Origin of the sequence: Streptomyces sp. NBC_00083 (assembly GCF_026343295.1) — a bacterium.
Lineage (GTDB): Bacteria > Actinomycetota > Actinomycetes > Streptomycetales > Streptomycetaceae > Streptomyces.
On the sequence record NZ_JAPELY010000001.1, the window covers coordinates 1,752,822 to 1,768,238 of the forward strand.

Annotated in this window: 13 protein-coding genes; 8 read left to right on the forward strand and 5 right to left on the reverse strand. The window is 72.8% G+C overall.

Going from position 1 to position 15,417, the window contains the following annotated elements:
* Positions 1-8: 8 nt before the first annotated feature.
* The 3 genes from sufU to OOJ98_RS07615 all read left to right on the forward strand — a co-directional run bounded on the left by sufU (position 9) and on the right by OOJ98_RS07615 (position 2,509).
* Entirely contained in the window at positions 9-473 is a 465-nt protein-coding gene (gene sufU, locus OOJ98_RS07605; RefSeq protein WP_267053849.1) for a Fe-S cluster assembly sulfur transfer protein SufU, read from the forward strand.
* The gene (locus OOJ98_RS07610; protein WP_267053850.1) at positions 470-808 is read left to right on the forward strand and encodes a metal-sulfur cluster assembly factor; all 339 of its coding nucleotides are present in this window, start codon (positions 470-472) and stop codon (positions 806-808) included. Before sufU ends, OOJ98_RS07610 begins: the two co-directional genes overlap by 4 nt.
* A 375-nt stretch (positions 809-1,183) precedes the next feature.
* Positions 1,184-2,509, forward strand: a complete 1,326-nt coding sequence (locus OOJ98_RS07615) for a DUF3616 domain-containing protein (protein ID WP_267055557.1) — start codon at positions 1,184-1,186, stop codon at positions 2,507-2,509.
* A 7-nt stretch (positions 2,510-2,516) separates the two neighbouring features.
* Here OOJ98_RS07615 and OOJ98_RS07620 read toward each other — a convergent pair whose 3' ends face one another.
* Positions 2,517-3,560: a hypothetical protein gene (locus tag OOJ98_RS07620; RefSeq protein WP_267053851.1), complete on the reverse strand. Its 1,044-nt coding sequence runs from the start codon at positions 3,558-3,560 to the stop codon at positions 2,517-2,519.
* A gap of 412 nt (positions 3,561-3,972) precedes the next feature.
* Here OOJ98_RS07620 and OOJ98_RS07625 point away from each other — a divergent pair, with 412 nt between their 5' ends.
* Entirely contained in the window at positions 3,973-4,296 is a 324-nt protein-coding gene (locus tag OOJ98_RS07625) for a multidrug efflux SMR transporter (protein WP_267053852.1), read from the forward strand.
* Positions 4,297-4,336: 40 nt separating this feature from the next.
* Here OOJ98_RS07625 and OOJ98_RS07630 read toward each other — a convergent pair whose 3' ends face one another.
* Positions 4,337-5,221 carry a winged helix-turn-helix transcriptional regulator gene (locus OOJ98_RS07630; protein WP_267053853.1) on the reverse strand — a complete coding sequence of 295 codons (885 nt, stop codon included), beginning with the start codon at positions 5,219-5,221 and terminating at the stop codon, positions 4,337-4,339.
* Positions 5,222-5,368: 147 nt separating this feature from the next.
* On the opposite strand from OOJ98_RS07630, the gene OOJ98_RS07635 reads away from it, so the two are divergent.
* Together OOJ98_RS07635 and dapD are read left to right on the forward strand one after the other, a co-directional pair.
* A complete protein-coding gene (locus tag OOJ98_RS07635) occupies positions 5,369-6,601 on the forward strand; it encodes an MFS transporter (RefSeq protein ID WP_267053854.1) in 1,233 nt (410 codons plus the stop codon).
* Positions 6,602-6,611: 10 nt separating this feature from the next.
* Positions 6,612-7,607 carry a 2,3,4,5-tetrahydropyridine-2,6-dicarboxylate N-succinyltransferase gene (dapD, locus tag OOJ98_RS07640; RefSeq protein WP_267053855.1) on the forward strand — a complete coding sequence of 332 codons (996 nt, stop codon included), beginning with the start codon at positions 6,612-6,614 and terminating at the stop codon, positions 7,605-7,607.
* A 641-nt stretch (positions 7,608-8,248) separates the two neighbouring features.
* Here the strand turns inward: dapD and dapA are convergent.
* The 3 genes from dapA to OOJ98_RS07655 all read right to left on the reverse strand — a co-directional run bounded on the left by dapA (position 8,249) and on the right by OOJ98_RS07655 (position 11,613).
* Positions 8,249-9,157: a 4-hydroxy-tetrahydrodipicolinate synthase gene (dapA, locus tag OOJ98_RS07645; protein ID WP_267053856.1), complete on the reverse strand. Its 909-nt coding sequence runs from the start codon at positions 9,155-9,157 to the stop codon at positions 8,249-8,251.
* A gap of 106 nt (positions 9,158-9,263) precedes the next feature.
* The gene (locus tag OOJ98_RS07650) at positions 9,264-9,677 is read right to left on the reverse strand and encodes a PPOX class F420-dependent oxidoreductase (RefSeq protein ID WP_267053857.1); all 414 of its coding nucleotides are present in this window, start codon (positions 9,675-9,677) and stop codon (positions 9,264-9,266) included.
* A gap of 97 nt (positions 9,678-9,774) precedes the next feature.
* Positions 9,775-11,613, reverse strand: a complete 1,839-nt coding sequence (locus OOJ98_RS07655; RefSeq protein WP_267053858.1) for an endonuclease/exonuclease/phosphatase family protein — start codon at positions 11,611-11,613, stop codon at positions 9,775-9,777.
* A gap of 305 nt (positions 11,614-11,918) precedes the next feature.
* On the opposite strand from OOJ98_RS07655, the gene OOJ98_RS07660 reads away from it, so the two are divergent.
* Both OOJ98_RS07660 and OOJ98_RS07665 read left to right on the forward strand, forming a co-directional pair.
* Positions 11,919-13,364 carry a hypothetical protein gene (locus tag OOJ98_RS07660; protein WP_267053859.1) on the forward strand — a complete coding sequence of 482 codons (1,446 nt, stop codon included), beginning with the start codon at positions 11,919-11,921 and terminating at the stop codon, positions 13,362-13,364.
* A 424-nt stretch (positions 13,365-13,788) separates the two neighbouring features.
* Positions 13,789-15,372, forward strand: a complete 1,584-nt coding sequence (locus tag OOJ98_RS07665; protein ID WP_267053860.1) for a TROVE domain-containing protein — start codon at positions 13,789-13,791, stop codon at positions 15,370-15,372.
* Positions 15,373-15,417 lie beyond the last annotated feature (45 nt).

The following is a 15,417-nucleotide window of genomic DNA, read 5'->3' on the forward strand; positions in this document are numbered from 1 at the left end:
GTCGAGACGTGAAGCTTGATTCGATGTACCAGGACGTCATCCTGGACCACTACAAGCACCCGCACGGCCGGGGCTTGCGGGACGGTGACGCCGAGGTGCACCACGTGAACCCGACGTGCGGCGACGAGATCACCCTGCGGGTGAAGTACGACGGCGCGCGCATCGAGGACGTCTCGTACGAGGGCCACGGCTGCTCCATCAGCCAGGCCAGCGCCTCGGTCCTCAACGACCTGCTGGTCGGCAAGGAGCTGACCGACGCGCAGCGGATCCAGGAGACCTTCCTGGAGCTGATGCAGTCCAAGGGCCAGCTGGAGCCGGACGACGCGATGGAGGAGATCCTGGAGGACGCGGTGGCATTCGCCGGCGTCTCCAAGTACCCCGCCCGCGTGAAGTGTGCTCTGCTGAGCTGGATGGCGTGGAAGGACGCGACGGCCCAGGCTCTGGGCGACGTCGCCGAAAGGAAGACGGCATGACCGAGAACGCGGAGGCGGCGATCAAGCCGGCGACCGAAGAAGAGATCCGCGAGGCGCTGTACGACGTCGTCGACCCCGAGCTGGGCATCGACGTCGTCAACCTCGGCCTGATCTACGGCATCCACATCGACGACTCCAACGTCGTCACGCTGGACATGACCCTGACGTCGGCGGCCTGCCCGCTGACCGATGTGATCGAGGACCAGGCGAAGTCCGCGACGGACGGCATTGCCAACGAGCTGAAGATCAACTGGGTCTGGATGCCGCCGTGGGGCCCGGACAAGATCACCGACGACGGCCGCGAGCAGCTGCGCGCCCTGGGCTTCAACGTCTGAGCCCACCGTCCCGCATAGAGGCCCCCGGCACCGCACGGCGCCGGGGGCCTCTTCGCGTGCCGCGGCCTCCTACCCGCCCTCGGCCAGGCGCCGCATCGCCTCGGCGGGGCGTGGTCCGAGCGGGCCGGGGGGATCGTCATCCGGGCGGGCGGGACAGCGTAGCCGGGGTGGTGCGGTTCCGGGGCGGGGGTGCGGGGAGTCTGATCGGCTGACGTTCGCCCGCTGTACGGATTGCGTACGCCTGCGCGTGGCGGGGTGACCGCAACCTACTCGACGACACCCCGCCGACGAGAGGCCATCCCCGTGCCGCATCACTCTTCGCTCCGCCGCGCCAGGACCCTCGCGGCCGCCTCCGGCGTTCTCACGCTGGCCGTCATGGGCCCCAACCCCCTTGCGCACGCCGCGAGTTACGGCACCCCCACCATTGCCCTCTCGGCCTCCTACCTCTCCGGGGCCGTCGGCGCCACCGGCGACCCCGCGGTGACCGTGACCGTCGCGCAGAGCGGCGCCGACGCCTCGGCGCTCACCGTGGCCGCGTCCGCCAGCAGCAAGAGCGCGGTGGCCGGGACCGGGGACGTCGGCGTCACCGGGAGCGGCGGCAGCCGGCAGCTGACCGTGGCCGCACACGCCCGCGGCTACACGGACCTCACCATCAAGGTCACCGGCCTCGGCGGCAAGACCGCCACCAAGACGCTCCACTACGCCGCGTCCGCCGCCGTGCGGAACGCCGCCGACACCCGGTACTTCACCGGCTCCAGCGACGCCTCCGCCGCCGTGGACGTGGGCGGCGGCTATGTCGTCGTCGCCGACGACGAGTCCAACACGCTGCGCCTGTACGACCGTTCGGCCTCCGGCGCACCCGTCAGGACCTGGGACTTCAGCTCCAAGCTCGGCGTCTCCAAGGAGATCGACATCGAGGGCGCCGCCCGCGTCGGCAACACGATCTACTGGACGGGCTCGCTCGGCAACAACAAGGACGGCGAGTACAAGGCCGACCGCAACACCGTCTTCACCACCACCGTCACCGGCTCGGGCGCCTCGACCCAGCTCGCGCTCGGCGGTTCGTACAAGAAGCTGCGGGACTCCCTGGTCGCCTGGGACCACGCCAACGGGGACCGCTTCGGGTTCACCGCCGCGACCGCCGACGGCCAGGTGCCCAAGCAGATCGACGGGTTCAACGTGGAGGGCCTGGAGTTCGCGCCGGGCTCCACGAGCACCGCGTACATCGGCTTCCGGGCGCCGCTCGTGCCGCCGGCCACCGGAGGCAAGGCGCTGATCGTGCCGGTCACCAACTTCGACAAGGTGGTGGGCAGCGGCGCCAACCCCGTCTTCGGCGCCGCCATCCAGCTCGACCTCGGGGGCCTCAGCATCCGCGACATCCGCAAGAACGCCGCCGACCAGTACCTGATCGTCGCCGGGTCGTGGGCCGCGGACGACAACTCCGACCCGTACGCGGTCTACTCCTGGGACGGCGTCGCCGGACACGCCCCCGTCAAGCGGGCCGACCTGCCGACCAGCGACCCGGGTGGCTGGGAGGCCGTGGTGGACGTCCCGGACCTCGACCAGGCCGGAGCGCGCGCCCAGTTCATCACCGACGACGGCTCCGCCGACCTCTACGGCGACGGCACCGAGGCCAAGGACCTCTCCCACGCCGAGTGGAAGAAGTCCCGGGCCACGTGGTTCGCGGTGAACGCCGGCTGATCCGGCGCTACCAGCGGACCACCGGCGGGGCGGCCCCCGGCGTGGCACCGGCAGCGGCCGCCAGCGTGGGCGCCAGCTCCTCGCGGCGGATGCGCTGGTCGATGTAGAGCAGCCCGGCGGCCAGCTGGGGCAGGGTGGTCGAAAGGAACTGGCTGATCACCATGCCGACCAGATACAGCACCAGCACGATGACGACGCCGGCGATGACGGCGCCGACGGAGCCGCCGGAGCTGCCGGCGAGCATCAGCGGCATGACGGCGAGGATCCCGCCGTAGGTGAACGGCATCTGGACCAGGTTGCCCATGACCATGGCGATCATCCCGACGAGCAGCACGATGCCGAACGTCCGCCACCAGGCGCCCTTCACCAGCCGGGCCGAACGGCGCAGCGCCTCCACCGGCCGCTGGTTCTCCAGGACCGCCGCCACCGGGGCGAAGCCGAAACGCACCGTCATCCAGATGGTGAACGGGATCAGCGCGAGGAAACCGAGGCCGGCCAGGACCAGCTGGGCGACGGGCGGCTCGTGGTCGTTGCGCGTCGGGAGCATCAGCAGCAGCATCAGGCCGGCGAAGAGGAGCATCGCGCCGGCCGTGATCAGGAAGGTGAGCGCCAGCGTGCCGAGGGCCGCGGGGAAGCGGGACCAGGTCCTGCGCCACACGGCGCCGAAGGGGGCGCGCCGCCCGAGCACCGCGTCCTGGAGGACGGTCGCGGTGGCCGAGGACATCAGGGCCATCGCGACGACCCACATCGCCATCGCGACCAGGAAGGCCACGGCCCCGGCCAGCACCACGGGCACCACGTCGGAGGATGCCGGGCCGCTCTCGTACACCGTGCGGTGGCGGAAGACGGGGTCGATGTGCTCGTGGACGGCGGCGATCGACGCGGCGAACGCCCCGCCCGTGACCAGCGCCCCGATCCCGTACGCGACGAGAGCCACGCCGAAGAGCTGCTTCCAGTGGCGGCCGAGGGTGCTGAACGCGCCGCCGAGTATGTCGCCGAGGCCGAGCGGGCCGAGGGGTATCACGCCGGGCCGCGGCGGCGGGGGCGGCATCCAGCGGCCACCCCAGCCGGGGCCCCACCCCGGCGGAGGACCGGGGGGCATCCCCGGCCCGCCGGGGCCCCACGTCGGCGGAGCTCCCGGAGGCATCCCCGGTCCGCCGGGGCCCCATGCCGGCGCAGCCCCCGGAGGGACGCCCGGTCCGCCGGGGCCCCATCCGGCCGGGGGACCCGGGGGAACGCCCGGTCCGCCGGGGCCCCGCGGCGGCGGGGTTCCCTGGGGAGCACCCGGTCCGCCCGGGTGGGGTCCCGGCAACGGCCCCTGGCCGCCGCCGCCCTGGCCGCCGGCGTCCGCTCCCATGTCCAGCGTCACTGCGTCCTCGCTCTTCCCGTACGTCGCCGTACGCCCCGTCCCCTGATGATCGGCCCACCGTAGCCCGCCCCGTCCCGGAGGTACGCTCGCCCCCATGCCCTACGTCCTTCTCGCCTGCGCCATCGGCTCGGAGATCGTCGCCACGTCCGCGCTGAAGTACAGCGAGGGATTCAGCAGGCTCTGGCCCTCGTTGATCACCGCGGCCGGCTATCTGCTCGCCTTCTACCTGCTGTCGCTGACGCTCAAGTCCCTCTCCGTGGGCACCGCGTACGCGATCTGGTCGGGCGTGGGCACAGCCGTCATCGCCGCCATCGGCATGGTCTTCATGGGGGAGGCGATGACCGCGGCCAAACTCGCCGGGATCGCCCTCATCATCGGCGGAGTGGTCCTGCTGAACCTCGGCGGCGCCGCGCACTGAACGGCGCCGCGCACTGAACGGCGCCGCGGGCGCGCCGGGTTCAGGCGCCGGCCGCCGAGCGCACCGCGTGCAGCGCCGCCCGCACGCTCGCCTCGATGTCGGTGATCGGATAGAGCGCCTCGACGACCGTACGGTCCCGGTCGACCACCAGGGTCAGCCGCTTGAGCCGGCTCGTCCCGGCCGTGCGGAAGGTCGGCAGGCGCAGGGCCGCCGTCAGGTCCAGACCGGCGTCCGAGAGCAGCGGGAAGCGCAGGCCCTCCTTGTCGGCGAACGCCCGCTGTTCGTCCGGGCGTTGGGTGGACACACCGTGCACGCTCGCGCCGGCCGCGGTGAACTCGGCCAGCTGGTCGCGGAAGGTGCAGGACTCCAGGGTGCAGCCGCGGGCGCCGGGGATCGAGGCCCAGCCGGGCGGGTACGACTCGGCGCGGGCGTAGGCGCCGGGAAAGCAGTACAGGACGGTGTACGGGGTCGCGGGTGCGACCGGGTCGCGCGACTCCCCGTCGAAATCGGTCAGTCGGAGCTCCGGCACCCGGGTGCCGACCAGCTCCCGCACTCGCTCGGTCTCGCCCGAGGTCTCCGTCGAGGTGGCCATGGTCTCTCCTTCCCCCAGCACCCAGGTGTCTCCCCAGTCCTGGAGCGCGATCAGCACGGGCAGCAGGGCACGGCCGCGCGGGGTGAGCCGGTACTCGTGGCGCACCGGGCGCTCCTGGTACGGCTCGCGCGCCAGGACCCCGCACTCCACGAGCAGCTTCAGCCGTTCGGCGAGGACCTTGCGGGACATGCCGAGCTCCCGCTGGAGCGCGTCGAACCGGTGCACGCCGCGCGCGGCGTCGCGCACGATCAGCAGGGTCCACCAGTCGCCCACGACGTCCAGGGCCTGGGCGATGGCGCAGTGCTCGTCGTCGAGCCGGGTGCGTTGAGGCATGCGGCCATCCTTTCGCGAGCACGCGCCGGGAGCGGACACCGCCCGCCCGGCAAGCCGGTTGACCTGCCCGGAATCATGCTGCCATAGTTAGTTCCCATAAGGAACTCACCTGGTGTCACCCAGGTCGGAGGCAGGGGGGCGGGCGGCGTGAACATGCTGCGCGAGGTGCCGAAGACGGTGCGACTGCTGTGCTGCGGCATCTTCTTCAACGCGGTCGTCAGCTTCACCTTCATCTATCTCTTCGTATGGCTCACCGGGCCGCGCGGGCTCACCGTCACCCAGGCCGGAGCGATCAGCGGCATCGGCGGACTGGGCCTGGTGGCGGGCAACTTCACCGGCGGCTGGTTCGGCGACGCCTACGGCCACCGCCGCGCCCTGCTGGCCGGCGCCGCCGTCAGCGGCACCGTCCTCAGCGTCGTGGCGCTGCTTCCGGTCGGCGTGCTCTGCGCCGCGCTGCCGCTCGCCCAGTACGCCTCCGGTGTGGTCAGGTCCGCCACCTCCGCGCTCATCGCGGTCAGCGTCCCCGAGGGCAGCCGGCGCCAGGGCTTCGCCGTCATGCGCTTCGCGAGCAACGCCGGATTCACCATCGGACCGCCGCTCGGCGCGCTGGTGGCCGCGCGCCTCTCCTTCGGCTGGCTCTTCGTCGCCGACGGCATCGGCACCCTGCTCTTCGCGGTGTACGCGGCCCGGGTGCTCCCCGCCCGCGGCGCGGCACACGCACCACGGGCCCGCACGGCCGGCGCGCCGCGCTTCCACCGCGAACTGAAGGCCCGGCCCGCCGTACTCGTCCTGCTCGCCGCCATCGTCTGCGTCGACCTCGTCTACCGGCAGCAGTACTGCACCCTGCCCGTCTTCCTCGGCGACCACGGCTTCGACGCCGGGACCTACGGCTGGCTGCTCGCCATCAACGGCGGCGTCATCCTCTGCCTCGAACTACCCGCCGCGCACGCCCTGCGCCGCCGGGCCCCGCTGTCCGTGATCGGCTCCGGGCTGCTCCTGGTGGGGCTCGGCTACGCGGCGCTCGTTCCCGGCGCCTCGCTCGCCGCTGCCGCCGCCCTGATGGTGTCGCTCACCCTCGGCGAGATCCTCTACAAGACCACCGCCACCGCGTACGTCGCCGACCAGGCGCCCGCCCACGCCCAGGGCCGCTTCCAGAGCCTGTACGCGGGTGCCTCCATCAGCGGCCAGGTGCTCGCCCCGCCGCTCGGCGGCGCCCTCTACACCCTGGCGCCCGGCCTGCTCTGGCCGCTGTGCGCGGCGCTCGCCGCACTCGCGGGTCTCGCCGTGCTGTGGGCGCGACGGCTGCGCGGGGCGTCGGCGGGGGCGGACACGGGACCGTCACTTGAGACCGGTTCGCTCCGGCGGGCCGCGGCCGGTTAGGTTTTGGGTCATGACCGACACGACTGCACCTGCTTCGACCGGCGCCGCGGCCGCCGGACTCGCCACCATCGCCGCCGACGGCACCATCCTGGACACCTGGTTCCCCGCCCCCGAGCTCGTGGCCGTCGCCGAGCCCGGCCCGGCCGGCACCGAGCGGCTCTCCGCCGAGCGCACCGCCGAACTGCTCGGCGCGGGCGCGCTCAAGGCCGTCGGCCCGGACGAGCGCCGCGGGGTCGAGGTCGTCGCCGTCCGTACGGTCATCGCCTCGCTCGACGACAAGCCGCTCGACGCGCACGACGCCTACCTGCGTCTGCACCTCCTCTCGCACCGGCTGGTGAAGCCGCACGGCCAGAGCCTCGACGGGCTGTTCGGGCTGCTCGCCAACGTCGCCTGGACCTCGCTCGGCCCGGTCGCCGTCGACGACGTGGAGACGGTCCGCCTCAACGCGCGCGCCGAGGGGCTGCACCTCCAGGTGACGTCCGTCGACAAGTTCCCCCGCATGACGGACTACGTCGCGCCCAAGGGTGTACGCATCGCCGACGCCGACCGGGTGCGGCTCGGCGCGCACCTCGCCGAGGGCACCACCGTCATGCACGAGGGCTTCGTGAACTTCAACGCGGGCACGCTCGGCACGTCCATGGTCGAGGGCCGCATCTCGGCCGGCGTGGTGGTCGGCGACGGCTCCGACATCGGCGGCGGCGCGTCCACGATGGGCACGCTGTCGGGCGGCGGCAACGTCCGCATCGTCATCGGCGAGCGGTGCCTCGTCGGGGCGGAGGCGGGGGTCGGCATCGCGCTCGGCGACGAGTGCGTCGTGGAGGCGGGGCTTTACGTCACCGCCGGTACGCGGGTCACCATGCCCGACGGGCAGATCGTGAAGGCGCGGGAGCTGTCGGGCGCGTCCAACATCCTGTTCCGGCGGAACTCGGTGACGGGGACGGTTGAGGCGCGGCCGAACAACGCGGTGTGGGGCGGCCTGAACGAAATCCTCCACGCCCACAACTAGCTCCGCCCCGGGGCGCTCGTCCTCAACCGCCGGACGGGCTGAGGATGTGCGCACCGCCCGGCATGGAGTAGCCAGGGGCGCGGGGAACTGCGCGGGATGCGGGCACGGTCCGCAGGCGAAGGCGGGGTTGCTGGGGCTCTGCCCCAGGTCCGGTTCGCGCCTTGAGGGCGCTCGTCCTCAATCGCCGGACGGGCTGAGGTGGCCTGCACTGGCCACCCTGCCTGGGCCGACCCACCTAGGGGCGCGGGGAACTGCGCGAGAAGCGGGCACGGTCCGCAGACGTAGGCGGGGTTGCTGGGGTGGCCTGCACTGGCCACCCTGCCTAGGCCGACCCACCTAGGGGCGCGGGGAACTGCGCGAGAAGCGGGCGCGGTCCGCAGGCGTAGGCGGGGTTGCTGGGGTGGCCTGCACTGGCCGCCCTGCCTGGGCCGACCCACCTAGGGGCGCGGGGAACTGCGCGGGATGCGGGCACGGTCCGCAGGCGTAGGCGGGGTTGCTGGGGTGGCCTGCACTGGCCGCCCTGCCTGGGCCGACCCAACTAGGGGCGCGGGGAACTGCGCGGGATGCGGGCACGGTCCGCAGGCGTAGGCGGGGTTGCTGGGGCTCTGCCCCCGCTCGTCCTCAGGCGCCGGACGGGCCGGCTAGGCCGGTCCCGTCGGCGCCCTGGTCAGGGAGGACAGGGCCGCGCGCAGACGCCGGAGCTCCTGCGCGCCGCCCGCCCGCAGGGGCGCCCGGACCGGATACCCGAGGAGCCCCTTCGCCGTCACCGCCCCCGGCCGGCCCGACGCCATCATCAACTCCACCAGGGGAAGGGCGAGTTGGTTGAGCCGGGCCGCCTCGCCCGGCGCCCCCGCGTCGTATGCGTCCAGCACCCCCCGCACGGCCCCCGGCGCCACGTTCGCCACCGTGCTCACACAGCCCGCCCCGCCCACCGCGTACAGCGGAAGGTTCAGCTCCTCGCACCCCGAGTAGTACGCCAGGGACGTGCGGCCCATCACCTTGGTCGAGCCGAGCAGGTCGTACGCGCAGTCCTTCACCGCCACGATCCGCTCGTGCTCCGCGAGCCGCAGCATCGTCTCCACCTCGATCCGCGTGCCCGTGCGGCCCGGGATGTCGTACAGCATCACCGGCAGCCCGGTCGCGTCCGCCACCGTACGGAAGTGGGCCTCGACGTCGTCCTGCGGGGGACGGCTGTAGTAGGGCGTCACCACCAACAGGCCGTCCGCGCCAGCCTGTTCGGCCGCGCGGGCCAGGGCGACGGTGTGGGCGGTCGACGCGCTGCCCACCCCCGCCACGACCGACGCCCGGCCGCCCACCTCCTCGGCCACCGCTCGTACCAGCGCCGTCTTCTCCTCGTCGGTGGTCGTCGGCGATTCCCCGGTCGTGCCGTTCAGGACCAGGCCGTCGCAGCCGCTGTCGACGAGGTGCGCGGCCAGCCTCCGCGCGGCCTTGAGGTCGAGCTCGCGGGACGCGGACGCGGTGAACGGCGTGACCATGGCACACAGCACCCGGCCGAAGGGGCGGGGAACGGGGTTCGGTGTCGTCGTCATACGGCAGTCTCGCCCGCGTGGAAAGTCAACGTCTACTTAGACTTTGTCCCGGGATTCCGTAGTGGCGCTGAAGAGTGGGGGTGGGGGTCAGGGGGTGCCCCCGGGGTTACTGGCGCGTGGTGCGTTCCGGGCGCATCACGAGGACGACGCGGTGCTCGGCGTCGTCCAGCGGGCCCTCGTACTCCAGGCCGTACCGCTTGGCCAGGACGTCGAAGAAGGCGCCCGTCGGGTCGGGCTCGATCCGCTCGATGGTGCCCCGGACCTCCAGGTAGCGGTAGGGCCGGTCGGGGTCGTTGACCGAGAGGGAGACCTTGGGGTCGGCCACCACGTTCTTGTACTTGCGGCGCGTGGTGGTCGTGGTGAAGCGCAGGAACTCCCCGTCCCAGACCTGCCACACGGGGTTGACGTGCGGGACGCCGTTCGGGCCCTTGGTGGCGAGGTGGACGAAGAGGGGTCGGGTCAGCAGGTCGGCGTAGTCGGCCGGAATCACGGTGACACGGTCGTTCGGGGTGATCGTCATGGCGCCGCACGCTATCAACCGGCTCTGGAGCGGCGCCGGTTGGGACCGCGCCGGGCCGGCCGGGAAGGCATCGCGCCTCCCCGGCCGGCCGTCGCCGCTACGGGTGGAAGCGGATGATCTGCGGGTCGTGGTCGCTCGTCTGGTTGGCGAACTCCGCGTTGATGTGCACGCTGTCGTAGTCGAAGCCACGGATCGCGGGGCTGGTCAGGACCTGGTCGAGGACCTGGGTGTTGCCCTGGTAGACGTAGGAGTAGCGCTCCTTCTTCGGCAGCGTCCGGTAGGCCGAGCGCAGCGCGCCGCCGGCTTCGAGGGCCTTGGTCGTGCCCGAGAAGTCGAAGTCGTTGATGTCGCCGACGGCCAGGACGTCCGCGTGCTTGTCGACCGCGAGCAGCTGCTTGACGAAGGCGTTGACGGCCTGCGCCTGCTGGAGCCGCTTGGTCTCCGAGGAGCGCGGCACCGGCTGGTGCTGCGAGACCAGGCCCTCGTCGCCGCCCTTCGAGGCGAAGTGGTTGGCGATCACGAAGACCGTCCTGCCCTTGAACACGAACTCCCCGGCCAGCGGCTTGCGGCTGTCGTCCCAGGCCGCGTTGGACGGGTCGATGCGGCCGGGCGAGAGGGTCAGGGCCGGGTGGCCCTTGGTGCCGGTGACGCCGACGGCGGTCTTGTAGTCGCCGCCGGGGCGGTCGGTGAAGGAGACCCGCGCCGGGTTGAACAGGAAGCCCTGGCGGATGTTGCCGCCGGGCTCGCCGCCGTCCTTGTTGTTCTCCGGGTCGATCGAACGCCACTGGTAGGCGGGGCCGCCCGCCGCGACGATCGCGTCCGTGAACTTCTTCACGGTCGCCGAGGCGTCCACGGTGCCGTCGTTCTTCGCGCCGTTGTTGTCCTGGATCTCCTCCAGGGCCACGATGTCCGGAGAGGCGAGGTTGGTCACCACGCCCTGCGCCAGCGCGTCGAACTTCGACTGCGGGTCGGTCGGGTCCAGGTTCTCCACGTTGTACGTGGCGACCGCCAGCTCCCCGGTGCGCTGCTTGCGGGTGACCTCGCGCTTGAGGCCGTTGTCCTTGACCGTGCCGAGGGTGCGCGCGGTGATGGTGTAGCCGCCGAACTGGTTGAAGTCCAGGGGGCCTTCGGTGGTCCCGGTCAGGGTGTCGCCCACGTTCGCGGTGGGGAAGGCCTGCTGGGCCGTCGGGATCAGGCTCTGGATCTGGAGGCGGCCGGTGTTCTGGTCGTCGTACGACGAGTACAGCGAGCCGCCGCGCGCGGTCCGGTTCTCCTGCGGCTTCACCGTCACCCACAGCTCGGAGTACGGGTCGGTGGCGCCGACCACCCGCGAGGTGCCGATGCGGACGTTCATGCCCTCCAGGGACTCGTAGTAGTCCGTGGCGTACTTCTTGGGCCGGAGCGCCAGGCCGTTGACGCTGTTGCCGGCCGCCGGGTCGCCGTCGGGCGTGTAGCGGTCGGGCACGGTACGGGAGGTGATGACGACCGGGGCCGGGACGGCGTTGCCCGAGGAGACGACCGTGACGGTCGGCTTGGACAGCTCGGTCACCGACTGGTTGCCCGAGGACAGACCGCCGGGTACGAACTCCGAGACGGTCGCGGAGACCTCCACCGCGTCGCCCACGGCGACGGTCGGGTTGGAGCCGGTGAAGACGAAGACGCCCTCGCTGGTGGCGGGGTTCTTGTCGGGGGCGGTGTCCTGGAACCAGAAGCCCTTGGACGAACCGTAGGCACGCACACCGGTGACGACGCCGGTCACGCCGGTGACCTGCTGGCCGGCGAGCGGGGATATCCGGGTGGTGCCCTGGATGTCATGGATCTTCGCCGGTACGGGGGCGGCGGCCGGGGCGGCCTGCGAGGAGGCGGCGCAGACCAGGCCGGCGGCGAGGGCCGCGGCGACCACGGCGGACACGGCGGCGGTTCTCGGAACGGGCATTCAGGAACTCCGTGGGTGATGAGGGAAACGGTCTGTGCGGCGGTGCGGTTCTACGCGCGTCAATCTCTTGTCTGGAGAGGGGAGTTGTCAAGGGTTCCCGGTGGCTGATTACCGACGAGTAGGTGAAGTCTTGGGGCCGGGGCGCGACGGCCGCCGGTGCCGGGCGCCCTCGGCCGGGTCCGCGCCGGGTGCGCACGGCCGGCGCAACGAAACCCGGTGAAATGCGTCTACGCTGGGTGCCGCTCGATCAGCGCCGACCGGCGCGTCCAGAGCCCCCAGACCGTACGGCCGAGGAGTACCCCCAGATGTCCGGAGACCGCCCCACCCTGCCGCCGGTACGGCTGAACTCCGAGGCGGAGCTGGCGCGGGACGCGCTGTCCGCCCCGCTGCTCGCCCGCGCGGTGCGGCTCGCCCGCTGGGCCGGACCCGAAACCCGGGTCGGGGCCGGCGGCGAACTCGTCGAGGAGCAGTTGCCGGCGGCCGCCGCCGAACTGGGCCTGGCCGACGACCAGGACGGTGCGGCCTACGCGAGCGAGGCCTGGCGGGTCGCCGTCGACACCGGGCTCGTCGACATCGAGGACGCCGAGGGCGGCGACGAGGACGCCGAGGGCACCGCGTCCGCCGGCGACAACCTCGCGGTGCTCACCACCGGCTCGCCCCAGGACGTCCTCGCGATCTGGGCCGACGCCTTCGACGTGGTCTTCGCCGACGCCACCGCCCCGATGATCGACGACTTCGCGGACCTGGTCGGCGAGGACGGCGAGATCGACTTCGAGCGCCTCGAATGGGACCCGGAGGAGGAGGCCGAGTTCCTGGAGGGTGTGCTCGGCAATCTGTACCTGCTGACCGTCAGCGAGGGCGGTACCGCCGAGGGCCCCGTGCCGCTGCCCGCGCTCGCCGCGTCGATGATCGTCCCCGACGACATGGGGGAGCCCACCGACGACATCCTGGAGCAGGTCTCCGACGCGATGATGCGCCTCGACGACCAGTTCCGGCTCCTGGAGCCGATCGGCCTCGTCGAGTACGAGCCCGTCGACGAGGCCCTGATGGCCGAGGTGGGCGACGAGCCGGCCCCGCCCGTCGACGACGAGGACGTGTCGCGCTACGGCATGGTCCGCCTGACCCCGCTCGGCCTGTACGGCGTGCGCGCCCGGATGCTGGAGGCCGGTGTGGACGCCCCGGCCGTCGGCGACCTGGCGGGCAAGGGTGCCGACGCGCTGCTCGACGGCATCGCCTTCTTCCCCGAGGTGTCGGCCCGCGCCGAGACCGAGCAGTGGCTCAGCCGGCGCGAACCGGCCGAAGCGGCCGGTGAGTTGCTCGCCGCGGCCCGGGGCGGCGACGCGGGCGGCCCGCTGCGCAGGCTCCACTGCCAGCAGGCCCTCGCGCTGACCGGCGCCGCCGCGGAGCCCGCCGTGCGCGAGGTGCTGCCCGATCCCGAACTGGGCGGCCTCGCCCGGGTCTGGCTCGCCGAGCGCGGCGCTCCCGACGTGCCGCCGCCCTCCGAGACCATGATCTTCTGGCTGGCCATCGACACCATCGCCGCCCAACTCGCGGTGGAGGGCGACCTGGAGGAGCTCCAGGACCTCGTGGAGGGCCTCGTCGGCCGGCACAGCGGGTTCTTCGACTCGGCCTGGCGGGTCGACCACCCGGCGACCGCCGACGTCCTGGAGGCGATGGGCCGCCTCCACCCGGACAAGTCCACCGCCAAGGAGGCCCGCAAGGCGGCCTTCAAGGCCCGCTCCCGCGCCTGACCGGTCCCGGCCCCGCCGCCGGACCCGTACGCTCCCCACCGCCCGGCGGCCACTCGGCCGCCGGGCGGTTGCGTGCGGACGGGCGGCGTACGGACGGGTGCCGTGCGAACGGGCGGTGTGCGAACGGGCGGTGCCCGAAAAACACTTGGCGCGCTTCCGCGCCCCGCGCCTATGGTCGTTCTTGTCCAGGTGCGCAGGCAGGACCTACTTCCACTGTTAACGGGGAGGTCGCGGGTTCGAATCCCGCCGCCGGCTCTGATCGTGCCGGTGTAGCTCAGGGGCAGAGCACCACTGTCGGTTCCGCCGCCCTGATCTCTGGACACCCACACTTCGTTCGCTCACGCACCTCCCGGTGCGCAGGCCACGGCTCCTTCTTCCCACGAAACCCGCCGTTGCCGACCTCGATCTCGGGAGGCCATTCACCATGGCTCGGTTCAACACGCGCGCCGCCAAGGCGCCCGCCTCGTCCCCGCTCGCCACCACCGGCGCGGTCGTCCGCACCCACCAGGGCGGCCCCGGCCACCTGCGCGACGCCAGGTCGGAGCTGTTCCTCCTCGCCGTTGCCAACTTCGTTGCCCAGCAGGCGTTCTACGAGAGCGGCGCCGACCGCGACGACCGGTTCGCGGCGCTCGTGCGCCGGCTCGCCGTGGAGGACGCCGAGTGGACCGCGGGCCTGCTCGGCTGGCTGCGCGGCGAGGGCGGGATGCGTACCGCGTCGATCGTCGGCGCCGCCGAGTACGTGAAGGCACGCCTCGACGCGGGCGCCGAGAGCGGCCCCGCCAACCGACAGGTCGTCGCCTCGGTGCTGCGGCGCCCCGACGAGCCCGGTGAACTGCTCGGATACTGGACCTCGACGTACGGCCGCACGGTGCCCAAGCCCGTGAAGCGCGGGATCGCCGACGCGGTACGCCGCCTCTACACCGGCACGTCGCTGCTCAAGTACGACACCGCGTCCAAGGGGTACCGCTTCGGCGACATCCTCAACCTGGTGCACGCGGCGCCCGACCCCGACAAGCCGTGGCAGGGCGAGCTGTTCCGGTACGCGCTCGACCGCCGGCACAACCCGGGCACGGCGCGGCCGCCCGCAGGCGACCGGGTGCTCACCGCGCACCGGGCGCTGATGGCGCTCCCGGTCGAGGAGCGCCGCGCGGTCGTGCGCGCGCCCGACGGCGCCGAGCGGCTCGCCGAGGCCGGGCTGACCTGGGAGGCGCTCGCGGGCTGGCTCCAGGGGCCGATGGAGAAGGAGGCCTGGGAGGCGGTCATCCCGTCGATGGGCGCGATGGCGCTCGTGCGCAACCTGCGCAACTTCGACGAGGCGGGCGTCTGCGACGAGGTCGCCGCGCAGGTGGCGGCGAGGCTCGCCGACCCCGAAGTCGTCGCTCGGTCACGGCAGTTCCCGTTCCGCTACCTCGCCGCGTACCGGCACGCGCCGTCGCTGCGCTGGGCCTACCCGCTGGAGCGGGCGCTCGGCCACTCCCTCGCCAACGTGCCCGCGCTCGGCGGGCGCACCCTGATCCTCGTCGACCGCTCGGGCTCCATGTGGTCGCCGCTCTCGGAGCGCTCCGAGCTCAACCGGGCGGACGCCGCCGCGATCTTCGGCACGGCCCTCGCGCTGCGCGCGGAGGCCGCGGACCTCGTGCAGTTCGGATCCAGCAGCGCACCGGTGAGGTACCGGGCGGGCGAGTCCGTCCTGAAGGTCCTCGGGCGCTTCGGCGACCTGGGCGGCACCAACACCACCGAAGCGGTCCGCACCCACTACCGGGGCCACGACAGGGTGCTGATCGTGACGGACGAGCAGGCCTCGCACCACCGCCACGGCGGCCCGACCGAGCAGGTGCCGGCGCAGGTCCCGGTCTACACCTGGAACCTCGCGGGGTACCGGGCGGGACACGGCCCGTCGGGCACGGCCAACCGCCATGTGTTCGCGGGCCTCACCGACGCGGCGTTCCGTATGGTGCCGCTCCTCGAAGCAGGGCGCTCCGCCGCCTGGCCCTGGCCGCACGGCTGAGGCCCCGGCCCGCCCCCGGGCCTGGCGGACGGCCCGGGGCCGGGC